This window comes from Candidatus Didemnitutus sp. (assembly GCA_019634575.1).
In the GTDB taxonomy this organism is placed as follows: Bacteria; Verrucomicrobiota; Verrucomicrobiia; order Opitutales; family Opitutaceae; genus Didemnitutus.
Window position 1 is genome coordinate 1212452 of the sequence record JAHCAY010000001.1, and the last position, 22267, is coordinate 1234718.

Consider the following 22267-nt stretch of genomic DNA (forward strand, 5'->3'; position numbering starts at 1 on the left):
GATGCAGATCTGGCGCGACTGGCTCGACGCCCTGCCCCTCCGCGACGAGCCACTCGAGCCGGAGATGTCGCCGCAGGCCTTCGGTGCAGTTACGACGCCTAGAGCGGTGCCGCGGCCCGACCTGCGCGCCAGCGATCAGCCAAAATCTCTGTCAGCAATGGATGCTCAGCCACCAGCGGCGTAAGCCGCACGCGCAAACCCGCGTGCGCCTCCGCGGCGCGCCGGCCAATTTGCGCCACATCGCCGTCAGGTCCGGCGTGCCGCCCGGGCAGCAAGAACTGCATCGCGATCACCACGTCGCCTGAATTCCAGCCGTCGCGCGCCAGCAATTTCTCCAGCATCGGCTCGTTGAAATCGTAAGCCGGCTCCGGACGGCGCTCCATGCAGCAACCGACAACTTTCGTCGCGCCGCCGAGTTCGCGCGCGAGCTGCCGAGCGAGCGCTTCCCGCACCTCCGTCACCGCCGGGACCGGGCTGCCATGATCGACCAACGCCACGCGAGCCGGTGCCGCCGCGACGGTGCGGACATTGTCCGCCAGGATGCGCGCGAGACGCGTATCGTCGGCCGCGAAAAGCGGCGGCACCACGCGCACCGCGAGATCCGGGACTTTCTCCCGCAACGCTCGGACGCGTTCAGGCAAATAGTCGGTCAGCGCGCGGCTCGGGCCGAAGAACAGCGGAACGACCAGGAAATCGCGCGCGCCTGCTTCCGCGCGACGTGTCACGGCCGGCTCGAAAATCTCCGCCCGCGTGCCGCCGAGTCTGTCCGCCGGCACCCCGGACGAATGCAGCAGCGAAACCGGTTCGACAGCTACTCCGACGCGCGACGCGAGCGCCGAAGCGAGCTCGCGCAAGCGCAACGTCGCCGCTGGCTCGAGCGAGCCGTTATCGAGCAAAAACGTGACCGGCGCAGCCATCGCGGCCTAGCGCTTGTGCCGATGCGCGAGCGCGTGCGCGAGTTCGCGCGCGAGGAACGGCCCGCGGAAAATCATCCCCGTATAGATCTGCACCAAGGTGGCGCCGGCATCCATTTTCTCCGCGGCGGTTTCCTCGTCGTAGATGCCGCCGACGCCGACGATCGGCAGCCGGCCGCGCGTGGCGCGCGCGATGTAATTGATCACATCGGTGGCGCGGTGGCGCAGCGGTTTGCCGCTGAGTCCGCCCGCTTGGTCGACCGTCGCGAAAAAGCCCGGCCGTGCGAGTGTCGTGTTGGTCGCGATGATGCCGTCGAGGCCGAGGTCGGCGATGACGCCCAGCGCCGCGTCGATCTGCGGAAACGATAGATCGGGCGCGATTTTCAGCAGCAACGGACGACGCGGTTTGCCCGCCGCGACGCGCGCCTTGTTCTCCGCGACGAGTGCGGCGAGGAGCGGTTTCAGCCAAGACGCATCCTGCAATTCGCGCAGGCCGGGCGTGTTCGGGCTGCTGACGTTGATCGCGACGTAGTCGGCGTGATCGGCGAGCAAGCGGAAACTCCCGAGGTAGTCCTCGGTCGCCTGGTCGAGCGGCGTGACCTTCGTCTTGCCGAGATTCACGCCGAGCGGAATGACGCGGCGGCCGGGCGCGGCCTGTTGCGCAAGGCGCGCGGCGAGCGCGGCGGCGCCCTCGTTGTTGAAGCCCATGCGGTTGATCACCGCCTCTTCGCTCGGAAAACGAAAGAGGCGCGGCTTGGGATTGCCCGGCTGCGCGTGCAGCGTGACGGTGCCGATCTCGACGTGACCGAAGCCGAGCGACGCGGCGGCGGGCCAGCACTCGGCGTTCTTGTCGAAGCCCGCGGCGAGGCCGACGGCATTGGGGAACTTCAGGCCGAACGCCTCGATTGGCCGGTGCGCCGACGCATCGAGCTGCGCCCATTTTTCCAGGAGCGCGCAGAGCGGACGCACGCGGCCGAGCAGAGTCAGCGCGCGCACCGCCGACTCGTGCGCGTGCTCCGGATCTTGGCGGAAAAAGTAGGGTTTCGCGAAGGCGTCGTAGAACCGTCCCATTTGGCGCGGACCATGGGGCGCGCGCCGGTTTGTTTCAAGCGCCACATCTGTCTTCGCCATGAGGCGTTTGAGGCGACACGAAGTTTTTTGGAGAAAAGGTGTTTCGGTATTTGACACGGGCATGCGCGCGGCCTTTTTCCGGTCAAAGTTTCTCACTTCTTCTATGGCGAAAGGAACCCCTCAACTCGAATGGTGCAACGTGCGGCTCGGCGAAGACCACAACTGGTGGGTCGACGAGGTCAGCGATCCCGTGCACTGGGACGTCGACGCGCTCAGCATCATCGATCCGCGCCAAGTCGATCATCTGATTGAGGCGATCGAGCCGCTGCGCGAATACGGTTTCGATCCCGATGTGTTCGAGCGCGCGTTCATCGCCTTCCGCATCGTCAAGGACCTCGGCAAGGGCCGCGTCAATCTCCGCCGCACGAAGGAGTCGCTCATCGAGTCCGACGAGAAGCTCTTCGCCCTCCCCGATATCATCGACGAGGAAAACGGCCCCTACGCCGACCTGCTCGACCACCTCACCCGCCTGCGCGTGAAGCTGCTGAACGATCTCTTCGACTTCGAGGAGAAGCTCACAGTCGACGAAGTCGAGGACCAGATCCGCGAAGCGCAGAACAACGACTTCATCGAGGGCAAGTCCGTCCATCTTTTCGCCGAACTCACCGCCATCCTCGACTTCATGCCCGCCGGCTACGGCGATGACGACGACGAGGAAGCCGCGCCCGTCGGCAAGCGCGCCAAGCGCCGCGCCGCAGACGAGGAAGAGGACGACGCCGACCTGCCCGACATCGACGAGGAAGAGGACGAGCGCATGAAGAACGACGCCTCGCTCAAGTGGGACGACGACGAAGACGCCAAAGAAGGCGACGACGACGAGTCCAAGAAGGAAAAGGGCGAAGGCGACGATGAGGACGAAGACGAGGACGACGGCGCCGAAAAGGACTTCGACGACGAAGACGAAGAGGAAGCCGACGAGGAGGACGACAAGCCCTCGCGCAAGAGCCGCGGCCGCCGCTGAGCCTCTTTCACCGCGTCGCACGCCCGACGCTCTCCCAGCCGACGCCGACCGCGTCGGCTGTTTTGTTGTCACCACTCGCGCGGCGTGCCCATATGGGAGCGTGCTGGCACGCGACCTGACCCGCACGCGAACGTGCGCGGTCGCCTGCAAGCAGGCTCCTACAGTTCGACCTCGGACGCGCCAACTCCGACGCGACCCCTGCCACACACCCGTTCCGGCCCCTCCGGTGTTGCATCGGCGCAAAGCTTCCCGCAGTAACGACCCACTTCATGCGCCTTTCCCGCTCGCTGTTGTCCATCGTCGTGATTGTCGCGCTCGCCGCTCTCAGCGGCTGCGAGAGCACCTCGTCCGGCACCGCCGCGACCGGCACCCGCAATCCGAAAGTCGCGGCGTCCTCCTCGGCCGCGCAGCTCCGCCCCGGCGATTCGCTCACGGTCACGCTCAGCGGCATCCCCGATCCGAGCACCAACCCTGTGCAGATCGACGAACAGGGTGCGATCAGCCTGCCGTTTCTCGGCGTCATCCCGGCCGCCGGTCAGAACACCGGCGAGCTTTCCAACGCCATCCGCCAGGCCTACCTCGACCGCAAGTTCTACACCTCGATCAGCGTCTCGGTCACGGTCACCGAACGCTACGTCTACATCGGCGGCGAAGTGCAGCGTCCCGGCCGCATCCCGTGGTCGCCCGACCTCACGCTCGCCAAGGCCGTGCAGTCCGCCGGCGGTTTCACCCTCTACGCCAAGGAAACCAAGGTCACGCTCACCCGCGACCGAAAAGCTTACGACTTCGACGTGAAGCTCGCGCAACGTCAGCCCGACGAGGATCCCCTGCTCTTCCCGGGTGACTCGATTCAAATCCCGCGCTCCGCTTTTTGAGCGCCACCGCTTCAGCCTCCGCGCGACTCATGCGGCTTCCCCTTTGGGCTCATCGCTGGCTCCACCGCCGCCGCCTCTCCCGCCAAGGCCTCAAAGGCTCTTTCCTCCACACGAAGCTCGGCGATCGCCTGCTCGACAAGGCGCTCTGGATGCCCACGCCCAGCAGCTTGGCGCGCGCCTGGCTGATCGGGTTCCCCATCACGACGATTCCGTTCCTGCCCGCGCAATCGCTCATCGCCGGCGTCGCAGGATTCTTCGGCCGCGCCAATCTCCTCCTCTGCATCGGTCTCCAATTCATTTCGATGCCACTCACGGCGCCGGTGCAGCTCTCCGCCTGCTATTTCGTCGGCCGCGTCGCACGCGGCGCCTCGCCGTTCGCAGTCTGGGACCAGCTCATGGCCAACCCCGGCAGCGTCTGGTCCAGCGACGCGCTCTTCACGCTCTACCTCGGTTCGGTGATTCTCGGCCCCGCCGTGGGTTTGCTCGGCTACGCGGCATTCATGCTGCTCTGGCCCGACCACCTGCCGCGTCTGCCGCGCCGCAAGAAACCCGACCCAACCTCCTCTTGACCCCGCTCTGTCATACGCCTTTCTCGACCCAACCCCTACCCGTTACCCTATGAGCCTGTTCCAAACCAAATCCGTTGCGCAGCTCCAAGCGGAGGCCTCCGGCGATCAGCGTCTCAACAAGACCCTGACCGCCACAAACCTCATCAGCCTCGGCATCGGCGCGATTATCGGCGCCGGCATCTTCGTGCTCAGCGGACAGGCCGCGGCCCAATACGCCGGTCCCGCCATCGCGATCTCGTTCGTCATCTCCGGCCTCGGCTGCCTCTTCGCCGGCCTGTGTTACGCGGAGTTCGCCGCCATGGTGCCGATCGCCGGCAGCGCCTACACCTACAGCTACGCGACGCTCGGTGAATTCTTCGCCTGGATCATCGGCTGGGACCTCATCCTCGAATACCTCTTCACCGCGCCCACCGTCGCCGTCGGCTGGTCGGGGCACTTCGTGACCTTCCTCCACGACTTTTGCGGCATCACCGTCCCCGCGCACCTCTGCAACGCGCCCTTCAACGTCGACCTCACGCGCACCGAATACCTCAACCTCGGTCTCTTCAATCTCCCCTACCATCCGTTCATCTCGACCGGCGCGCTCGTGAACCTGCCCGCGGTCGGCATCATCGTCTTCCTCACCGCGCTGCTCTACGTCGGCATCAAGGAGTCCGCGAATTTCAACAACGTCATGGTGATCACGAAGGTCGCCGTGCTGCTCGGCGTCATCGGCTTCGGCCTCTGGTGGATCTTCACCCACTTCGGCCTGGCCAAGAGCAACTGGACGCCCTTCATCCCCGCCAACACCGGTGTCGACGGCCAGTTTGGCTGGAGCGGCATCCTCCGTGGCGCCGGCGTGATTTTCTTCGCCTACATCGGCTTCGACGCCGTCTCGACCTCCGCGCAGGAAGCCAAGAACCCGCAGCGCGACATGCCGCGCGGCATCATCGGCTCGCTCCTCATCTGCACCGTGCTGTTCATCGTGATTTCCCTCGTGCTGACCGGCATGCAGAAATACACCGACCTCAACAACGCCGCCCCGGTCGTGAATGCCCTCATCGCCGCCGGCGCGCCCGCCGCGCTGCGCTTCGTGGTCGAGATCGCCGCCATCGCCGGCCTCAGCTCGGTCATCCTCGTCATGCTCATGGGCCAGCCGCGCATCTTCTTCTCGATGGCCAACGACGGCCTGCTCCCGCCCGCCTTCGCCAAGGTGCACCCGAAATTCAAAACCCCCTACGTCACCACGCTGCTCACCGGCGTGCTGGCCGCGATCATCGGCGGTCTGCTCCCGCTCAGCCTCCTCGGCGAACTCGTCTCCATCGGCACGCTCCTCGCCTTCGTCATCGTCTGCGCCGCCATCATCGTTCTCCGCTACCGGCAGCCCGATCTGCCGCGCCCGTTCAAAACCCCGTTCGTGCCGCTCGTCCCCATCCTCGGCATCCTCATCTGCGGCGCCCAAATGGTTGGCCTGCCGCGCGACACCTGGATTCGACTCATCGTTTGGATGCTCATCGGCGTAGTGATCTATTTCACCTACAGCCGCCACCATTCGAAGTTGAACAACTCGGGCAAATAACCGCCCGCGCCACGCCGCCATGAGTCTCTTCCGCACGAAACCCATCGCCGATCTCCAGAAGGAGGCCGGCGCCGAGCACGGCTACAAACGCACGCTCGGCCCCATCAGCCTCATCTCGCTCGGCATCGGCTCCGTCGTCGGCGCCGGCATCTTCGTGCAAACCGGTCAGGCCGCCGCGCTCTATGGCGGCCCGGCCATCGCCCTCTCGTTCATCGTCTCCGGCATCGCCTGCCTCTTCGCCGGCCTCTGCTACGCCGAGCTCGCGGCGATGATCCCCGTCTCCGGCAGCGCCTACACCTACACCTACGGCAGCCTTGGCGAAATCCTCGCGTGGGTCGTCGGCTGGTGCCTCATCCTCGAATACCTTTTCTCCGGCGCCGCCGTCGCCGTGAGCTGGTCCGGTGCGACGCGCGACATCCTCAACGAATTCCACCTCGCCCTGCCCGCCTCGCTCGCCAGCGCGCCGCTCGACGTCGATCCCGACCGCACCATCCCGATCAACCTCGGGTTCTTCACCTTCCAGCTGCAAACGCTCAAGACCACCGGCGCGCTGATCAACATCCCGGCCGTCTTCATTTCGCTCCTGCTGACCTACATTCTCTACATCGGCATCAAGGAGTCCGCCGGCTTCAACAACCTCATGGTCGTGATCAAGGTCGGCGTGCTCCTCGCGCTCGTCGGCTACGGCATCTATTATTTCTTCGGCCACCCCGAAATCCCGCGCGCGAACTGGCACCCTTTCATTCCGGAAAACACCGGCACCTTCGGCGAATACGGCTGGAGCGGCATCTTCCGCGGCGCCGGCGCGATCTTCTTCGCCTACGTCGGCTTCGACTGCGTCTCCTCCGCCGCGCAGGAAACGAAGAACCCGCAGCGCGACCTGCCCATCGGTCTCCTCGGCACGCTGCTCATCGTTTCGTTCCTCTTCATCTCCGTGTCGCTCGTGCTCACCGGCATGGTCCATTACTCGAAGCTGAACGTCGACGCGCCCTTCATCTACGCCCTCCAGCAAATCCAGGCGCCCGCGATCTTCCGCTACCTCATCGAGGCCGCCACGCTCGCCGGTCTGACGTCCGTCATCCTCGTCTCGTTGCTCGGCCAGCCGCGCATCTTCTACTCGATGGCGCGCGATGGCCTGCTGCCGTCCTACTTCGCGAAGATTCACCCGAAATACGGCACACCGCACGTCACGACGTGGATCACCGGCATCTCCTGCGCGATCATCGCCGGTTTGTTCCCGCTCAACCTCCTCGGCGAACTCATCTCCATCGGCACCCTGCTCGCCTTCTCGCTCGTCTGCGCGGGCGTCTGGGTCTTGCGCGAAACGCGCCCCGACCTGCCGCGCTCCTTCAGGACACCGCTTGTCCCGCTCGTGCCGATCCTCGGCATCGCGACGTGCGTCTTCCAGATGTTCTCCCTGCCCGCCATCACCTGGCTGAACCTCATCATCTGGATGGCGATCGGTTTCGCCGTCTACTTCGGCTACAGCCGCAAAAACAGCCTGCTCGCGAAGAACTGAGCTCAGTTCGCGCCCAATTTTTCAGGCGGCCCACCGGCCGCCTTTTTTATTTTCGGGCGTTATTGCGCGGCGGCAGGCTCGCGCGGAGTTCGGCGAAACGCTGCTTGTCCTTCGGCTCGCGCGCCGCGCGTTCGCCCCACTCCGCCATCGCGGCCGCTTGCGCCACCCGTCCGCCATCGGCGCACAGCCGCGCCGTCCGATAAACGAGCCCGAGCTGACCCGGAAACCGGCGCACGCCTTGCTCGAGCAAAACCAGATCGCCCGACGGCGGCTTCGCTTCGGCCTCCCACCAGAGATTCGCCAACTGCTCGTAGACACCGAAGAGCGGCGGCGGCAGCGTCGCCGCCTTGCGCAGCAACTCCAGCACTTGCTCCCGCTGCGCGCCGTCGATCGAGCCGACCTGCTCGCCGATGCGCAGCCGCGCCAGTTCGAGATACGCTTTCGCGCGCGTCGTGCCGCCCGCCACTGCCGCCTCGAGCAACTTCCGCCCGCGCTGCGCGCGCGTGCTCGATTCAGAATGCAGCTCGAACAGCGCCAGCGAGGCGAGCAGATCGTTGTCCTGTTGTTTGCGCATGTAGGGCGCGAGCAGTTCCAGGAACGCCGCGTCGCGATTCTCCGCCAGCAGCAATCCATCGCCCTTGATGCGTCCAATCTCCGCCGGTGTCGCCGCGCGCAGCGTCGTCGCATCGGGCCGCGTCAGCCCGCGGCCTTTCTGCGCGCTGAACTGAATATGCCGGTAATCCGTGAATGCGGCATAGCCCAGGAGCTCGTCGCGCATTTGCGCGTAAGTCATTCCGAAGCTCTCGCGAAAAATCTCCTCCGAGCCCGCGCCGCCTTTCACCCGGCTGAGATAGACGAAGAGCGGCTTCTGGTATTTCAGCCCGCGGCCGTAGAGGCACAGGTGGACGAACCCGCGCGCGAGTATGCGCAGCTTCGGGTCGCCGCGCATCTGCTCCTCGCTCGCGCCCAGCATCGCCGCCAGTGCGGGCACCGCGCCGACCCCGCTCGTCAGCGGTGCCGGCACCGCATCGTCGCGCTGCGACTGCGGCGCGGGATCGTCGGAATCGCCCGCCGGCGCGCCGGCCGGTTTCGGCGTCAGCAACTGGTTGAAATCGTCTTTGCGGCCGCCGAGCTGGCCGAACTCGATCCATTTCTCCGAATAATCGATGCCCGCGAACAAACTCGCCACGCCTTCCACCAGCCACGGCGGCATCGGCGCATCGAACCGGCTCATCAGATAACGCAGGTATTGCTCGTAGAACTGCCGGTAAGGATCGGCGTTGCCCGAACCTTCCTCCGCGAGATTGACGACGATGCAGGCCTGCTCCTCGTCCGCGTAGAACCGACTCGCCACCCGGCTCAAACCGCCGCGCCCCTGCGTCGGATCGCTCGGATCGAACTCCTGAAACTCGAACGCCATGGCAGTCTCCACCAGCCGTCCGCGCGGATGGAAGAACGAGTCCGCCGCCCGCCCGCGCGTCGTCAGGATCAGTGTCGTCGGCAACGGCGTGCCCACGCGCCGCAGCACCGGCCAGGTGATGTCGAGCACCTGCTGCATCACCTGGAAATCCTTCAGGAACCGCTGCGTCGCGCCGTCGGACGCGTTGCTCAGCACTTCGAAACCCGGGATGCGGGCATAGCGCCACGCCTCCGGCGCCGGCAACTCGAGCGGATTCGTCACCGTGTATTTCGGCAGCTCGTAGACGATGGCATTGGCGACCTCCGGCAACTCGGCCGCGAGCGCGAGCGATGCCGAGCCACCGCAAAGCACGCTGGCGAGCCACCGCGTAATGGGATGCGACTTCATGGGGCGATAGCCGAAAAACTACGCCGCCGCGCGCATCGCCTCAAGTCGCCCGCTCCCCCTCAAACGAGGGATGCGTCAGCCGATGCTCGCCGCGCCTGCCGCCGTCGACTCAGAAGGTGGTCGCCGACGTCCCGGCGGCGGCAAGCAGCCGCGTCAACGCTACCGCCCAAGAAAAAGGCGCCGGCCCAAAAAGCCGACGCCTGTCCCAAAATCTCGCCGCGGGTCTCTCAACCCTCAGCGCTCAGCTCTCAACCCTTATACGCCTTCGCGATGTCCTTCGCGAAATACGTCAGAATCATGTCCGCACCAGCGCGCTTGATCGCGAGCAACGATTCGTGACGCGTGCGCGGCAGGTCGAGCCAGCCGAGGCGCGCCGCGGCGTGGATCTGCGAATACTCGCCCGAAACCTGATACGCGGCGACCGGCGTGCGCGTGTTGTTGCGCACGTCGCGGATGACGTCGAGGTAGGCGCCGGCGGGTTTCACCATGACGACGTCCGCGCCTTCGGCCACGTCGAGTTGCATCTCGCGGATGGCTTCGCGCCGGTTGGCGGGATTCATCTGGTAAGTTGCTTTGCTGAGCAGACGCGTGCCCGCCGCCTGCGCGCTGCCGACCGCCTCGCGGAACGGCCCGTAGTAGGCCGAATTGTATTTCACCGAGTAGGCCATGATCGCCGTGTCGGTGTAGCCGGCGACATCGAGCGCCTTGCGGATCGCGCCCACACGGCCGTCCATCATGTCGGAGGGAGCCACGAAATCCACGCCCGCCTCGGCCTGCATCACCGCCATCTTGGCGAGGATCGCGACGGTGCGGTCGTTATCGACGTTGTCCTTCTCGGCATTCAGCACGCCGTCGTGGCCGTGGCTCGTGTAAGGATCGAGCGCGACGTCGGTGATGATCGAAAGTTCCGGCACGGCCTTTTTCACTTCGCGCACGGCGCGGAGGATGAGCGTCTGCGGATTGAGCGCCTCGGTGCCGTTCTCGTCCTTCAGCTTCGAATCGAGCTTCGGGAACAGCGCCACAGCGGGCACGCCGAGGGCGTAGGTTTCCGCGCACTCCTTCACGAGGTCGGCGATGCTCAGGCGAAACACGCCCGGCATGGACGAAATTTCCTCCGGCGCCGGCGAACCGTCGACCACGAACAGCGGGGCGATCAGGTCGGCGGGGCGCAGGACGGTTTCCTCGACCATCGCGCGGCGGCTGGCGAAACGGCGGAGACGGCGCGGACGGTGCGTGAGCACGAGCTTCGGTTCGTTTTGCATGGATGAGCGCAAACGGTAGCCGCTCCCCCGTCCTCCGGCTATGGAAATCTTGCGCATCGCGCCGCGGATTTTGGCGCGCTCAGAGGCCGCAGGATTAACCACGAATGCACACGAATTCACACGAATGAAGGAATGCCGAGCGAAGCGCGTGCTCCTATTCGTGTCCCTTCGTGTTCATTCGTGGTTCCTTTTCTGGTCAGTCCCTTTGAGCGACAGTTAACGTCGCATTTGCCAAGCCGCCCGTTTTCCGTTTCCAACTTCCCTCCGCGTCATGCCCATCCGCCTCTACGACTCCCTGTCCCGCCAGTTGAAGCCCCTCGCTCCGTCGCATGCCGACGGCGTCTTCCGCTTCTACAACTGCGGCCCCACAGTCTACGCCCCGGCGCACATCGGCAATTTCCGCACCTTCGTCGTCAACGACGTCCTCCGCCGCCTGCTCGACCTCGAGTTCGGCCCAGCCAAGGTGAAACACGTCCGCAACCTCACCGACGTCGACGACAAGACCATCCGCCGCTCCCGCGAGGAGCGCCGCCCGCTCGAGGAGGTCACGCAGCAGTGGACCGATAAATTTCACGCCGACTGCGACGCGCTGAACTGCCTGCGCCCGCACGTCGAGCCGACCGCCACCGGCCACATTCAGGAGCAAATCGACATGATCGACGTGCTCATGAAAAAGGGTAACGCCTACCGCGCTCCCGACGGCTCCGTCTATTTCAAGGTCAACTCCTTCGACGGCTACGGCAAACTCTCGCGCGTAAAGGAGCGCGAACTCCAGGTCGGCTCCGCGCTCGCCGGCAAATCGCAGGCCGTCGACGCCGATGAAAAGGAAGACGCCACCGACTTCGCCCTCTGGAAAGCCCACAAGGCCGACGACGGCGTCAACTCCTGGAACAGCCCGTGGGGCACCGGCCGCCCCGGCTGGCACATCGAGTGCAGCGCGATGAGCAAGAAACATCTCGGCGACACGATCGACCTCCACACCGGCGGCGTCGACCTGCTCTTCCCGCACCACGAAAACGAAATCGCCCAGAGCGAGTGCTGCAACGGCACGCAGTTCTCGCGGCACTGGTATCACAGCGAGCACCTGCTGGTGGACGGCAAGAAGATGTCCAAATCGCTCGGCAACCTCTACACGCTCGACGACCTCAAGGCGAAGGGCGTCAGCCCGCTCGCGCTCCGCTACGCGCTCATCGCCGGTCACCCGCGCAAGCAACTCAACTTCACCCTCGAGTCGCTCCACGCCGCCGAGAGCGCGCTGAAAAAACTCCAAGTCATCGTCACCGTCTTCCACGACCCGAAATATCGCGTCTCGGGCAACGGCGCCCCCAGCCGCCTCGTCGAAGTCCTCGAACTCCTCCGCGACGACCTCAACACGCCCGGCGCCCTCGGCGCGCTCTTCAAACTCGGCCACGAAATCAGCTGCGGCATCGGCGGCGGCCCGACCGATGCCGACGTCGCCACCCTCGACCAGATCCTCGGCGTGCTGGGCTTCGAAGCCACCAAACTCAACCAACTCGCCGCCGCACCGAAAGCCGAAGCCCCCGCCGAAATCGTCGCCCTCGCCGAAAAACGCTGGGCCGCGAAAGCCGCGAAAGACTTCGCCGCCGCCGACACGCTCCGCAAGGAGCTGACCGCCGCTGGCTGGTCCATGCTCGACCGCAAAGACGGCTACAGCCTCGAGCCGCTGAAGAAGTGATCATCTGAAACGCAAAGACGCGAAGGCGCGAAGTCCCTGGGGCAATTTCCACCCTTCGCGCCTTTGCGTCTTAGCGTTTAATTTTTCGGCTTCGCTTCGACGACCTCGATTCGCTCCGCCGTCGCACGCCAGCGGATGTTCCACCCCGCGACCGTCATGCCATAAACGCGGTCCGCTCCCGCCGCGTGATACGCTGGCTGCAAGTCCAACGCGAGCAGCTGCCGCACGAGCGTCACCACGCCCTCGGGCAACCGCGCCGCAATCTCCTCAGGAATCACCACCTCATTCGCCGCGCGCACCGTCGGCGCATCCTTCGCCCAATCCGAGCGCGCGTCCGGCTTCGCCTCGCACCACGGCAAATACGGTTTCACGTCGTAGACCGGCGTGCCGTCCACCGCATCGATGCCCGCCACGCGCAACGCTCCCGGCTCGATCGCGCGCAGCTCGACCAGCGACAGCCCGAGGCCGTTCGGCCGCGATGGCGACCGCGACGCAAAGACGCCGACGCGCTCGTTGCCGCCGAGCCGTGGCGGGCGCACGGTCGCAGACCCGTCCCACGGCGGATTGCAGTGGAAGCCCGTGATCAGCCAGATATGTGAGAAATTCTCCAATCCCCGCACGAACTCCGGCGCGGCGAACTCCGGCAAAAACTCCACGCGTCCCTCCGCTGCCGGCACGAGCCCGGACTGGCGCGGCACGCCGAATTTCTCGGCGAAAGGCGTGCGCAACACAGCGATGGGACGGAGCTCGGTCACGCCGCAGTTGCGCCGCAAAATCGCCTATGGCGCAAAGCCGAAATTCCGCGCGTTGACAGCCGCCCCGTTTCCCGGCGTCGTTTTCCTTCCGGCCCTCCAATCGTAAGGAGGACCACAACCAACGCTCATCATGTCCATGACTCCCCTCGAGGAAATCCGCCACTCGTCGTCGCACGTGCTGGCCACTGCCGTCCTGCGTCTCTTCCCCGACGCCAAGCTCGATATCGGACCGCCGACCGACACCGGCTTCTACTACGACATCGATCTCGACCACAAACTCACGCAGGACGATCTCACCCGCCTCGAGGCGGAGATGAAGAAGATCATTGAGGAGAACCAATCCTTCCAGCGGAAGGAAGTCTCCCGCGAGGAAGCCATCGAGATCATCAAGTCGCGCGGCCAGGAACGCTACAAGCTCGGCCGCCTCGCCGACATCCCCGAGGGCGAAAAAATCTCATTCTACACCAACGGCGAATTCTCCGACCTCTGCGCCGGCACACACGTCCGTTACACGAAACAGATCAAAGCCTTCAAGCTGCTCTCCATCGCCGGCGCGTATCACCGCGGCGACGAGAAGAACAAGCAGCTCCAGCGCATCTACGGCACCGCCTTCGCCTCGAAGGACGAGCTCGCCAACTATCTCACGCAGCTCGAACAGGCCAAGCTCCGCGACCACCGCAAGCTCGGCAAGGACCTCAAGCTTTTCCACATCGACGAAGACGTCGGCCAGGGCCTCATCCTCTGGACGCCCGCCGGCTCGATCGTGCGCCAGGAGCTCCAGTCGTTCATCTCCACCGAGCTGCGCCGGCAAGGCTACTCGCAGGTCTTCACGCCGCACATCGGCCGCCTCGCGCTCTACAAGACCTCCGGCCACTTCCCCTACTACAAGGACTCGCAGTTCCCGCCGATCGTCGAACGCGACTTCCTCGACCAGTTGGTCGCCTCCGGCTGCTCCTGCGCCGAGATGGCCAACCGCATCGAAGCCGTCTCGCAGAAATTCGCCGAGACGATCAACGAGCGCACCGGCAAGGAAACGATCACGAAGGACCGCATCCTCCCCGACGACCAGCTCATCGACGGCTTCCTCCTGAAGCCGATGAACTGCCCGCATCACATCAAGATCTTCGGCTCGCAACCGCGCAGCTACCGCGACCTCCCGGTGCGCCTCGCGGAGTTCGGCACCGTCTATCGCTGGGAACAATCCGGCGAACTCAACGGCATGACGCGCGTCCGCGGCTTCACGCAGGACGACGCGCACCTCTTCTGCACCGAGGAGCAAGTCGCCCAGGAAGTCCTCGGCTGCCTCTCGCTCGTGAAGACCGTCCTCACGACGCTCGGCATGTCCGACTACCGCGTGCGCGTCGGCCTGCGCGATCCCGACGGCCAGAAATTCGCCGGCGATCCCGCCAAGTGGGACGTCGCCGAAGCCGCCTGCCGCGCCGCCGCGCAAACGCTCGGCGTCCCCTTCACCGAGGAGCCCGGCGAAGCCGCGTTCTACGGCCCGAAGATCGACTTCGTCGTCCGCGACGTCATCGGCCGCGAGTGGCAGCTCGGCACCGTGCAGGTCGACTACGTGCTCCCCGTGCGTTTCGGCCTCAGCTACATCGGCGCCGACAACACCGCGCACACGCCCGTCATGATCCACCGCGCGCCGTTCGGCTCGATGGAGCGCTTCTGCGGCGTGCTCATCGAGCACTTCGCCGGCGACTTCCCGCTCTGGCTCGCGCCCGAGCAAATCCGCATCGTGCCGATTTCCGACAAGGTGATGGATTTCGCCAAGACCGCGCTCGCCGAGTTCCAGGCGGCCGACCTCCGCGTCACGCTCGACACGCACTCCGACAAGCTCGGCGCCAAGATCCGCCGCGCCGAGTTGGAAAAAGTGCCCTACGTGCTCGTCGTCGGACAGAAGGAAGCCGAACTCGCCAGCGCCTCGCTCCGCAGCCGCGCCAAGGGCGACGAAGGCGTCCACAAGATCGCCGACCTCGTCGCGCGCTTCAAAACCGAGATCGCCACCCGCGCCCTCCCGGAAAAGAAGCCCGCCACGCCGGCGCCGGCCGCGAACGCACCGAAAGCCTGAGCAGTCAGCTTTCAGCTCTCAGCGATCAGCCCTCGAGCCGATCGCTGAGAACCCTGATCGCCGAAACCCGACACCTGAAAGCTGATCGCTGACAGCTGACCGCACGTGAGCGAAGCGAACCGCATCGACATCCGCCCCGCCACCGCCGACGACATCCCGGCGCTCGTGGATCTCATGGCGGATTTCTACGCCGAGTCCGCGTTCCCGCTCGACCGCGACTGGGCTGCGCGCAGCTTCGCGGCCTTGTTCGCCGACCCTGCGCGCAACGCCGCCTGGCTCGCGTCTCTCGATGGCCAGCCGATCGGACACACCGTCCTCTGCTCCCGCCACAGCATGGAATTCGGCGGCCTCGACGGCTCGATCGACGACCTTTACGTCATCCCGGCCGCTCGCCGCCGCGGCGTCGGCCGCGCCTTGCTCGACCGCCTCGTCGCTCACGCCCGCGCCCTCGGAGTTCTCGCGCTGCACGTCGAAGTCGCCCCCGATAACACGGCTGCCCAAGCTCTCTACGCCGCCCTCGGCCTCCAGCTTACGCCCGACCGCCAGCTCCTCGTCACCCGACTCTGATTCGCATGGAAACGCCAGCCGATCTCCCCGCGTGGAAAGAAGAACTCGACGCCATCGTCGGAGCCCGCGCGCACGGGCAATTCAATCAACTCCTCCCACGCCTGCAGGATTTCGACACGCGCCATCCGAACGTCGCCGAGATCGCCTACCAGATCGCGTGGACGTGCGACACGCTCGGCCGCCACGAATCGGCCGTGCCCGCCTACGAGAAAGCCATCGCCCTCGGCTTGCCGCCCAACGAACTCTCCAACGCCTACGTCGGCCTCGGCTCCACGCTGCGCGCCTTGGGCCAGCTCGACCGTTCCGCGGAGGTTCTCCGCACCGGCAAACTTCAATTCCCCGACAACCGCGAATTCGACGCCTTCCTCTCCCTGACGTTGCATGCGCAGGGCAAGCACGCCGAAGCCCTCGCCCTCGTAATCGAGACGCTCGTCAACACGACCGAAGACCCCGGCCTCACCGCCTACGGCCGCGCCCTCCGCCACGCCGCCGCGAAATTGGCCTGAGGTTTCGTGGAGGGCCTGCGTCCCTCCAGGTCATCGCACTACGCCCTCACCGCGCCCGTGCACCACTCGCCGTTCACCAGCCGGCGCAGACCGAGCGGGTTCGCGTTCTGGAGTTCCAGCGGCAGCAGTTCGTCCGCGAAGCCCTGATAACACACCTGTCGCGCCCAGCGGTTCAGCGCGCGCGTGCCGACCGATGTGCTGCGCCCTCCGTCGCTCGTCGCCGGATACGGCCCGGCGTGCACGATGGCGTGGCTGACCTCCAACCCCGTCGGATAACCATTGAGGATCACGCGCCCGGCCTTGGCCGCGAGCAACTCCACCAGCTCCGCCTGTTCCGCTGTCATCGCCTCGCCCGCCCCCGCGTGCAACGACGCCGTGAGCGAGCCTTCGAGCGAGCGCGCCACCACGAGCATTTCCGCGCGATCCTTGCACCAGACCACCAGCGAACTCGGTCCGAAAATTTCCTCCGACAGCGCGTGATTTCCGACAAAGAACTTCGCCTCGGTCTCGAACCACACCGGCGCCGCCGAGCACACCGACGACGCGTTGCCGCGCGCGATCACGCGCACACCCGGCTGCGTCGCACGCACCGTCGTGCCGGTGACGAACGCGTTCTTTATTCCTGGCGTGAGCATCACGCCCTCGAGCGTCGCCGCGAGCCGCGCCGCCAGTTCCTTCACGAACTGTTCTGCCTCCGCCGACCGCTGCAACACCACCAAGCCGGGATTCGTGCAAAACTGACCGACCCCTGCGAGCGACGACGTGTAGAGTCCCTCGACGATCGCCGCGCGTCGTTCAGCAATCGCGCCCGGGAGCAGGAATACCGGATTGATGCTGCCCATCTCCGCGTAGACCGGAATCGGCTCCGGCCGCGCCGCCGCGAGATCCGCCAGCGCGCGACCGCCCTTGAGCGAGCCGGTGAAACCCACCGCCTTCACGACCGGGTGCTTCACCAGCGCCTGCCCGACTTCGAAACCCGCGTCGAAGAGCAACGAAAACGTCCCCTCGGGTAACCCGCAGTCGCGCACGGCGTGCAGCACGAGCCGGCCCACGAGTTCGCTCGTGCCCGGGTGCGCCGGATGCGCCTTCACGATCACCGGGCAGCCCGCCGCGAATGCCGACGCCGTATCGCCGCCGGCCACCGAGTAGGCGAAGGGGAAATTGCTCGAGCCGAACACCACCACGGGGCCAATCGCGCGCCACATCGAGCGATGGTCGGGCTTCGGCAGCGGCTGCCGCTGCGGCTGCGCCGTCTCGATGCGCGCGTCGAGCCAGTCGCCCTTCGCCGCCGCCTCGCCGTAAAGGCGCAGCTGGCCGGCCGAGCGCGCGACCTCGCCCTTCAGGCGCGCTTCGGGCAAGCCCGTTTCGAGCATCGCCCGCGCGACGAGGTCGGCGGACTTCGCTTCGAGGCTGTCCGCGATGCGCCGCAGAAACTCATTCCGTTTCGCGCCGGGCAACTTGGCCCACACCGGCGCCGCTTCGGTCGCTAGCTGCACCGCGCGCTCGACGTCCTCAATCGTCGCCGAGGCAAAACCGGGCTCGAGCTGCGCGCCGGTCGCAGGGTTGAACGCCTTGAAGACGGCCCCGCCGGGACCGCTCGAACCAAAACCGATCAGGTTGCCGCCGTCGGGTTTCATGGGAGGAAGAAGTTGCCCACGAAACACACGAAATACACGAAAAAGTTTCCGCTCAGATGCCGGCTGTTTCCGTTCGTGTGATTCGTGTGTTTCGTGGGCCTAAAGTTTGGGTCTCTGTTCCAGCGCCTTCGCCAGCACGGCGCGTGCATGTTCAAGGTCGGCGCCGGCCAGCTCCAGCCGCGGCGGCCGCACGTGCGGGGTGCCACGCCCGACTTCCGCCTGCACCCATTTGATGAGCTGCACGAACTTCGGCACGGTATCCAACTTCAGCAGCGGCAGGAACCACTTGTAGAGCGCCAACGCGCGGGTCTTTTCGCCGCGCGCCGCGAAGTCGAACAGCGCCACGCTCTCCTCGGGAAACGCGTTCACGAGGCCCGCAATCCAACCGACCGCGCCGGCGTAGACGCCTTCGACGATCGCGTCGTCCATGCCGACCAGAATGTCCAAACGCGAGCCGCACGCGGCGCGGATCGCCGTCACGCGACGGACGTCGCCGCTCGATTCCTTGACCGCGCGGAGATTCGGGTGCTCCGCCGCCAACTCAGCGATCTGCTCGGGCAGAAAGTCGGTTTTGTAGGCGGGCGGGTTGTTGTAGAGCATGCACGAGAGCGGCGTCGCAGCGATGATCGCGCTCACGTGCGCCTTCATCTCGCGCCAGTCGCTCGAGTAAACATAGGGCGGCAACACCATCAGGCCCTTCGCACCGGCGGCCTGCGCCGCCTTCGCCATCGCCACGGCTTCGACGGTCGTCAGCGACGCGATGCCGAGCGCCACTGGCGCGCGCTCGCCGACTGCAGCCACCGCGGTCCGCACGACGGCGATTTTCTCGTCGAAGGTCAGCGTCTGCGCCTCGCCGAGCGAACCGCAGCACACGATGCCGGTGCATCCGCTCTCGATCATCCAGCGGCAATGAGCCGCAAGCGCGTCGTGATCGACCGACAGATCGGCCTTCAGGTTGGTGGTGATGGCGGGGATGACACCTTTCCAGTTCATGGGATTAAATTCGTTCTGAGGGCCCGCGTCCTCGCGGGCCGTCGCGGCGCGCGGGGACGCGCGCCCTCCAGGTTTAGCCAAATCGATCCGGACTCGTGAGCAAGAGATCCACGCTCGGCTTCTTGCCGGCAAGCAACTCGGAGACCACGTGACCCGTGATCGGCGCGAGCGTGATGCCCAGCATGGCGTGACCGCAGGCGGCCGTGAGATTGGCCTGTCGCGCGAATCGTCCGATGTAGGGCATGCCGTCCGGCGACACCGGGCGATAGCCGAACCAAGGCTGCACGCCGTTGAAATCCGCCGCGCTCATTTCCGGGAAATAGATCTGCGCCGCCGCCTTGATCTGTTCGATGCGCTCGGGGCGCACACGATCGACATGGCCCGCGATCTCCATCGTGCCGCCGAAACGCAGCGTGTCGCCCATCGGCGTCACCGCCACGCGCCGCTCGGAGAGAATCATCGGCTTCTTCAAGTTGAACCGCGGCCGCTCGATCGTGAGCGAGTAGCCCTTGCCCGCCTGCATCGGCAGCCGCAGGCCGAGATCGCGGATCGTCTCCGGCGCCCATGATCCGGTCGCGAGCACGTATTCGTCAGCCGTGAGTTCGCCGGCGCTGGTCGAGACCCCAGTCACGCGTCCGCCCTCGCTGCGCCAGCCGTAAACGCTGGTCGCCCAGTGAAATTTCACGCCTTGCTGCTGCAGCAGTGCGACCATCGCCGGGATGAACTTCCGTGGCGAGATGTGCGCATCGATGGGGAAATAGACCGCGCCCGCGATGTCCATGCGCGCACCGGGCTCGAGCTGCGCCACCTGCTGCGGCGTGAGGATCTTCGCCTCGACGCCGACCGAGTTCGCGAGCGCCGCGAGGCCCTTTTCGTAAGCGGCGAGTTTCTCGGGCGTCTTGCAGAGATTGAACAAGCCCTGCGCCTCGAACTCGAAGCTGTTGCCCGTCTGCGCGGCGAGTTCGACGAAGAGCTTCCGGCTCTCCAAGCAATGTTGCGCGAGCACCGGAGCAGCGCGGCGGCGGTGCTCTTCCGTGCAGTTGCGCGCGAAGAGCCAGCCCCAACGCATCAGCTCGGGATCGAGGCGCGGCTTGATGTAGAACGGGCTGCGCGAGCTCGTCATCCACTTCAGCCCCTGCCACACCATGCCCGGCGCGGAGATCGGTTCGACATGACTCGGCGAGACGTAGCCGGCGCTCCCCTGCGCGCACGAATCGGCGCCCTCCGCGTTGCGCTCGATGACTGTGACGGCGAAGCCGCCCTTGGCGAGGTAGTGCGCGGTGCAGAGGCCGACGATGCCGCCGCCGCAAACAATGACGCTGCGCGATGTGCTCATGTGGTGTTGCGAATACCCCAGCGAAACGGGTCCGTCGGGTCGAGCAGCAACACGCCCTCGCCGCACACATGCGCCGTGCCCGTGATCGTCGGAAGAATCCGATCGCCCTCCCGCCCGTCGCGCCGATAGCGCCCGCGAAACACACTGCCGACGATGCTCTCCTGCACCCATTCGGCGCCCTCGGCGAGTTTCCCGTCGGCCGCGAGGCAGGCGAGCTTCGCGCTCGTGCCCGTGCCGCACGGCGAGCGGTCGTAGGCGCCGCCGGGGCAAAGCACGAAATTCCGACTCTTCACGCCCGCAGTCGGCGACGGCGCGAACAACTCCACGTGATCCACCTCGGGAAATCCCTGCGCGTTCACCGCCACACGCACGCGTGACGTGTAGTCGAGCAATGCGGCCACGTCACCCGACTCGAGCTGCTGCCCGTGCTCCTCCACGAGGAAAAACCAATTTCCACCCCACGCCACATCGCCGCGCACGCAGCCGACGCCCGGCACATCGATCGCGACGCCCGCCACTTTGCGCCAGCTCGGGACGTTGTCGACCGACACGCTGCCGTCGCCGTGCAATGTCGCCGCCACGACACCCACCGGCGTGTCGATGCGAACGACGCCCGGCTTCGCGCGCCCGAGATACGCAAGCGACACCACGAGCCCGATCGTGCCGTGCCCGCACATGCCGAGCGGTCCGACGTTGTTGAAGAAAATCACGCCGACGTCGCACCCCGGCGCGTGCGGCTCGACGAGCAGGGCGCCCACCATCACGTCGGAGCCGCGCGGCTCGTTGACGATGGCCGAGCGGTAGTGGTCGAACTCGGCGCGGAATAGTGCCACACGTTCCGCCAGCGGTCCGCCACCCAAGTCCGGCCCGCCCTCGAGAACGAGCCGCGTCGGCTCGCCGCCGGTGTGCGAGTCGAGGATGCGGATGTGATGCGGCACCGGCGTGGACATGGGGGCGAGTTTACCAGCCGAGTCTTGTATCAAAACCACGGCTGGCCACGCTGTTTTTGTCCAAGAATGCCCGCCCTGCCCGCCCGCTCGCTCGCCCAGCTCGCTGCTCCGCTGATCGCGGGGGAGCTGTTCGACCTCGTGCCCGACGCGGTGTTCTTCGTGAAGGACCGCACCGGCCGCTACACCGCCGCCAACCAGACGCTCGTCGAGCGTTGCGCCTGCCGCAGCAAAGCTGAGCTGCTCGGCCGCACCGTTGCCGACCTGTTCCCCGCAGAGCTCGCCGCACGTTACGCGGAGCAGGATGCCGCCGTGATCACCTACGGCACGCCAGTGGTGAACAGACTGGAACTCCACCTCTACCCGACGCGTAGGACCGGTTGGTGCCTCACCACGAAACTCCCCATCCGCGACGCCGCCGGCCGCATCGCCGGCCTCGTCGGCCTCTCCCGCGACCTCCACGTCGGCGGCGACTCCGGGGCTGTGCCCGCGCCGCTCATCGCGACGGTCGAATACCTGCAAGCTCATTTCGCCGACTCGCTCTCACCCGCCGAGCTCGCCGCCCGCGCCGGGCTCGCCCCGGCGAAGTTCACCCGCCTCACCAAGCGCCTCCTCGGACTCACGCCCGGCCAACTCATCCTACAGGCCCGCCTCCAAGCCGCCGCGCAGCGCCTGCGCGACACCGACGAGGCCGTGGCGCACATCGCGCACGCCTGCGGCTTCTACGACCACAGCGCGCTCACCCGGCACTTCAAGGCCGCCACCGGACTCGCCCCGCTCGCCTACCGGCAGAGCGCGCGAGCATGACAGGTTTGCCGGTTGCCACCCGCCTCCGCGCTCCTGCACCCTCACCGTCCTTTTCCTCATGTCCGCCCCGCAGGACTTCAACGTCGACTACCTCGCGCAACTCGCCCGCCTCGCCCTCACGCCCGAGGAAAAGGCCCGCTTCGCCGCGCAGCTGGGCGACGTGCTCCATCACATCGAGCAACTCGCCAAGGTCGACGTCACCGGCGTCGAGCCGACCGCCCATGCGTTCCCCATCGAAAACGTCTGGGACGCCGACGTTCCGCGTCCGGGCCTGAGTGTCGCCGACGCCCTCCGCAACGCCCCCGCGCAGCGCGAGAACATGATCAGCGTGCCGAAGGTCGTGGAGTGAG

At 66.2% G+C, this 22267-nt stretch carries 20 protein-coding genes; 11 read left to right on the plus strand and 9 right to left on the minus strand.

All coding sequences use genetic code 11. The features are described from left to right. Positions 1–98: 98 nt before the first annotated feature. Positions 99–854: a cobalamin biosynthesis protein CbiX gene (locus KF715_05070; GenBank protein ID MBX3736040.1), complete on the minus strand. Its 756-nt coding sequence runs from the start codon at positions 852–854 to the stop codon at positions 99–101. A gap of 69 nt (positions 855–923) precedes the next feature. After that, a complete protein-coding gene (locus KF715_05075; protein ID MBX3736041.1) occupies positions 924–1985 on the minus strand; it encodes a quinone-dependent dihydroorotate dehydrogenase in 1062 nt (353 codons plus the stop codon). A 163-nt stretch (positions 1986–2148) separates the two neighbouring features. Here KF715_05075 and KF715_05080 point away from each other — a divergent pair, with 163 nt between their 5' ends. The 5 genes from KF715_05080 (at position 2149) to KF715_05100 (ending at position 7527) form a co-directional block, all read left to right on the plus strand. Further along, positions 2149–3006, plus strand: a complete 858-nt coding sequence (locus KF715_05080) for a hypothetical protein (protein ID MBX3736042.1) — start codon at positions 2149–2151, stop codon at positions 3004–3006. A 269-nt stretch (positions 3007–3275) separates the two neighbouring features. Then, positions 3276–3881: a polysaccharide export protein gene (locus tag KF715_05085; protein MBX3736043.1), complete on the plus strand. Its 606-nt coding sequence runs from the start codon at positions 3276–3278 to the stop codon at positions 3879–3881. A gap of 29 nt (positions 3882–3910) precedes the next feature. After that, positions 3911–4450 carry a DUF2062 domain-containing protein gene (locus KF715_05090; protein ID MBX3736044.1) on the plus strand — a complete coding sequence of 180 codons (540 nt, stop codon included), beginning with the start codon at positions 3911–3913 and terminating at the stop codon, positions 4448–4450. 49 nt (positions 4451–4499) lie between these two features. After that, complete coding sequence (locus tag KF715_05095; protein MBX3736045.1) at positions 4500–6008, plus strand: amino acid permease; 1509 nt, start codon at positions 4500–4502, stop codon at positions 6006–6008. A gap of 19 nt (positions 6009–6027) precedes the next feature. After that, on the plus strand, positions 6028–7527 hold the full coding sequence (locus KF715_05100; protein MBX3736046.1) for an amino acid permease: 1500 nt from the start codon (positions 6028–6030) through the stop codon (positions 7525–7527). A 46-nt stretch (positions 7528–7573) separates the two neighbouring features. Here KF715_05100 and KF715_05105 read toward each other — a convergent pair whose 3' ends face one another. Further along, positions 7574–9334 carry a hypothetical protein gene (locus tag KF715_05105; GenBank protein ID MBX3736047.1) on the minus strand — a complete coding sequence of 587 codons (1761 nt, stop codon included), beginning with the start codon at positions 9332–9334 and terminating at the stop codon, positions 7574–7576. Between the two features lie 248 nt (positions 9335–9582). Continuing rightward, positions 9583–10596: a porphobilinogen synthase gene (gene hemB, locus KF715_05110; GenBank protein MBX3736048.1), complete on the minus strand. Its 1014-nt coding sequence runs from the start codon at positions 10594–10596 to the stop codon at positions 9583–9585. A 271-nt stretch (positions 10597–10867) separates the two neighbouring features. On the opposite strand from hemB, the gene cysS reads away from it, so the two are divergent. Beyond that, the gene (gene cysS / locus KF715_05115; protein MBX3736049.1) at positions 10868–12292 is read left to right on the plus strand and encodes a cysteine--tRNA ligase; all 1425 of its coding nucleotides are present in this window, start codon (positions 10868–10870) and stop codon (positions 12290–12292) included. A gap of 77 nt (positions 12293–12369) precedes the next feature. Here cysS and tsaA read toward each other — a convergent pair whose 3' ends face one another. Next, positions 12370–13068: a tRNA (N6-threonylcarbamoyladenosine(37)-N6)-methyltransferase TrmO gene (tsaA, locus tag KF715_05120; protein MBX3736050.1), complete on the minus strand. Its 699-nt coding sequence runs from the start codon at positions 13066–13068 to the stop codon at positions 12370–12372. Between the two features lie 109 nt (positions 13069–13177). Here tsaA and thrS point away from each other — a divergent pair, with 109 nt between their 5' ends. The 3 genes from thrS to KF715_05135 all read left to right on the plus strand — a co-directional run bounded on the left by thrS (position 13178) and on the right by KF715_05135 (position 16197). Beyond that, positions 13178–15124, plus strand: a complete 1947-nt coding sequence (thrS, locus tag KF715_05125; protein ID MBX3736051.1) for a threonine--tRNA ligase — start codon at positions 13178–13180, stop codon at positions 15122–15124. Positions 15125–15229: 105 nt separating this feature from the next. Next, positions 15230–15691, plus strand: a complete 462-nt coding sequence (locus KF715_05130) for a GNAT family N-acetyltransferase (protein ID MBX3736052.1) — start codon at positions 15230–15232, stop codon at positions 15689–15691. A gap of 5 nt (positions 15692–15696) precedes the next feature. Further along, a complete protein-coding gene (locus KF715_05135) occupies positions 15697–16197 on the plus strand; it encodes a tetratricopeptide repeat protein (protein MBX3736053.1) in 501 nt (166 codons plus the stop codon). 38 nt (positions 16198–16235) lie between these two features. Here the strand turns inward: KF715_05135 and KF715_05140 are convergent, their stop codons facing one another. The 4 genes from KF715_05140 to KF715_05155 all read right to left on the minus strand — a co-directional run bounded on the left by KF715_05140 (position 16236) and on the right by KF715_05155 (position 21113). Then, positions 16236–17834 (minus strand): aldehyde dehydrogenase (NADP(+)), encoded by a 1599-nt coding sequence (locus tag KF715_05140; GenBank protein MBX3736054.1) that lies wholly within the window; start codon positions 17832–17834, stop codon positions 16236–16238. A 99-nt stretch (positions 17835–17933) separates the two neighbouring features. Continuing rightward, on the minus strand, positions 17934–18827 hold the full coding sequence (locus tag KF715_05145) for a dihydrodipicolinate synthase family protein (GenBank protein MBX3736055.1): 894 nt from the start codon (positions 18825–18827) through the stop codon (positions 17934–17936). A gap of 73 nt (positions 18828–18900) precedes the next feature. After that, entirely contained in the window at positions 18901–20163 is a 1263-nt protein-coding gene (locus tag KF715_05150) for an FAD-dependent oxidoreductase (GenBank protein MBX3736056.1), read from the minus strand. Beyond that, positions 20160–21113, minus strand: a complete 954-nt coding sequence (locus tag KF715_05155; GenBank protein MBX3736057.1) for a proline racemase family protein — start codon at positions 21111–21113, stop codon at positions 20160–20162. The genes KF715_05150 and KF715_05155 overlap by 4 nt, the downstream gene beginning before the upstream one ends. A 66-nt stretch (positions 21114–21179) precedes the next feature. Here KF715_05155 and KF715_05160 point away from each other — a divergent pair, with 66 nt between their 5' ends. Next, entirely contained in the window at positions 21180–21917 is a 738-nt protein-coding gene (locus KF715_05160) for an AraC family transcriptional regulator (GenBank protein ID MBX3736058.1), read from the plus strand. Positions 21918–21975: 58 nt separating this feature from the next. Next, entirely contained in the window at positions 21976–22266 is a 291-nt protein-coding gene (gene gatC / locus KF715_05165; protein MBX3736059.1) for an Asp-tRNA(Asn)/Glu-tRNA(Gln) amidotransferase subunit GatC, read from the plus strand. Position 22267 lies beyond the last annotated feature (1 nt).

Coding starts and splice junctions, on each gene's coding strand:
- KF715_05075 (MBX3736041.1), bottom strand. CDS start 1,985: ATGGGACGGTTCTACGACGCCTTCGCGAAACCCTACTTTTTCCGCCAA.
- KF715_05080 (MBX3736042.1), top strand. CDS start 2,149: ATGGCGAAAGGAACCCCTCAACTCGAATGGTGCAACGTGCGGCTCGGC.
- KF715_05085 (MBX3736043.1), top strand. CDS start 3,276: ATGCGCCTTTCCCGCTCGCTGTTGTCCATCGTCGTGATTGTCGCGCTC.
- KF715_05090 (MBX3736044.1), top strand. CDS start 3,911: ATGCGGCTTCCCCTTTGGGCTCATCGCTGGCTCCACCGCCGCCGCCTC.
- KF715_05095 (MBX3736045.1), top strand. CDS start 4,500: ATGAGCCTGTTCCAAACCAAATCCGTTGCGCAGCTCCAAGCGGAGGCC.
- KF715_05100 (MBX3736046.1), top strand. CDS start 6,028: ATGAGTCTCTTCCGCACGAAACCCATCGCCGATCTCCAGAAGGAGGCC.
- KF715_05105 (MBX3736047.1), bottom strand. CDS start 9,334: ATGAAGTCGCATCCCATTACGCGGTGGCTCGCCAGCGTGCTTTGCGGT.
- hemB (MBX3736048.1), bottom strand. CDS start 10,596: ATGCAAAACGAACCGAAGCTCGTGCTCACGCACCGTCCGCGCCGTCTC.
- cysS (MBX3736049.1), top strand. CDS start 10,868: ATGCCCATCCGCCTCTACGACTCCCTGTCCCGCCAGTTGAAGCCCCTC.
- thrS (MBX3736051.1), top strand. CDS start 13,178: ATGTCCATGACTCCCCTCGAGGAAATCCGCCACTCGTCGTCGCACGTG.
- KF715_05135 (MBX3736053.1), top strand. CDS start 15,697: ATGGAAACGCCAGCCGATCTCCCCGCGTGGAAAGAAGAACTCGACGCC.
- KF715_05140 (MBX3736054.1), bottom strand. CDS start 17,834: ATGAAACCCGACGGCGGCAACCTGATCGGTTTTGGTTCGAGCGGTCCC.
- KF715_05145 (MBX3736055.1), bottom strand. CDS start 18,827: ATGAACTGGAAAGGTGTCATCCCCGCCATCACCACCAACCTGAAGGCC.
- KF715_05150 (MBX3736056.1), bottom strand. CDS start 20,163: ATGAGCACATCGCGCAGCGTCATTGTTTGCGGCGGCGGCATCGTCGGC.
- KF715_05155 (MBX3736057.1), bottom strand. CDS start 21,113: ATGTCCACGCCGGTGCCGCATCACATCCGCATCCTCGACTCGCACACC.
- KF715_05160 (MBX3736058.1), top strand. CDS start 21,180: ATGCCCGCCCTGCCCGCCCGCTCGCTCGCCCAGCTCGCTGCTCCGCTG.
- gatC (MBX3736059.1), top strand. CDS start 21,976: ATGTCCGCCCCGCAGGACTTCAACGTCGACTACCTCGCGCAACTCGCC.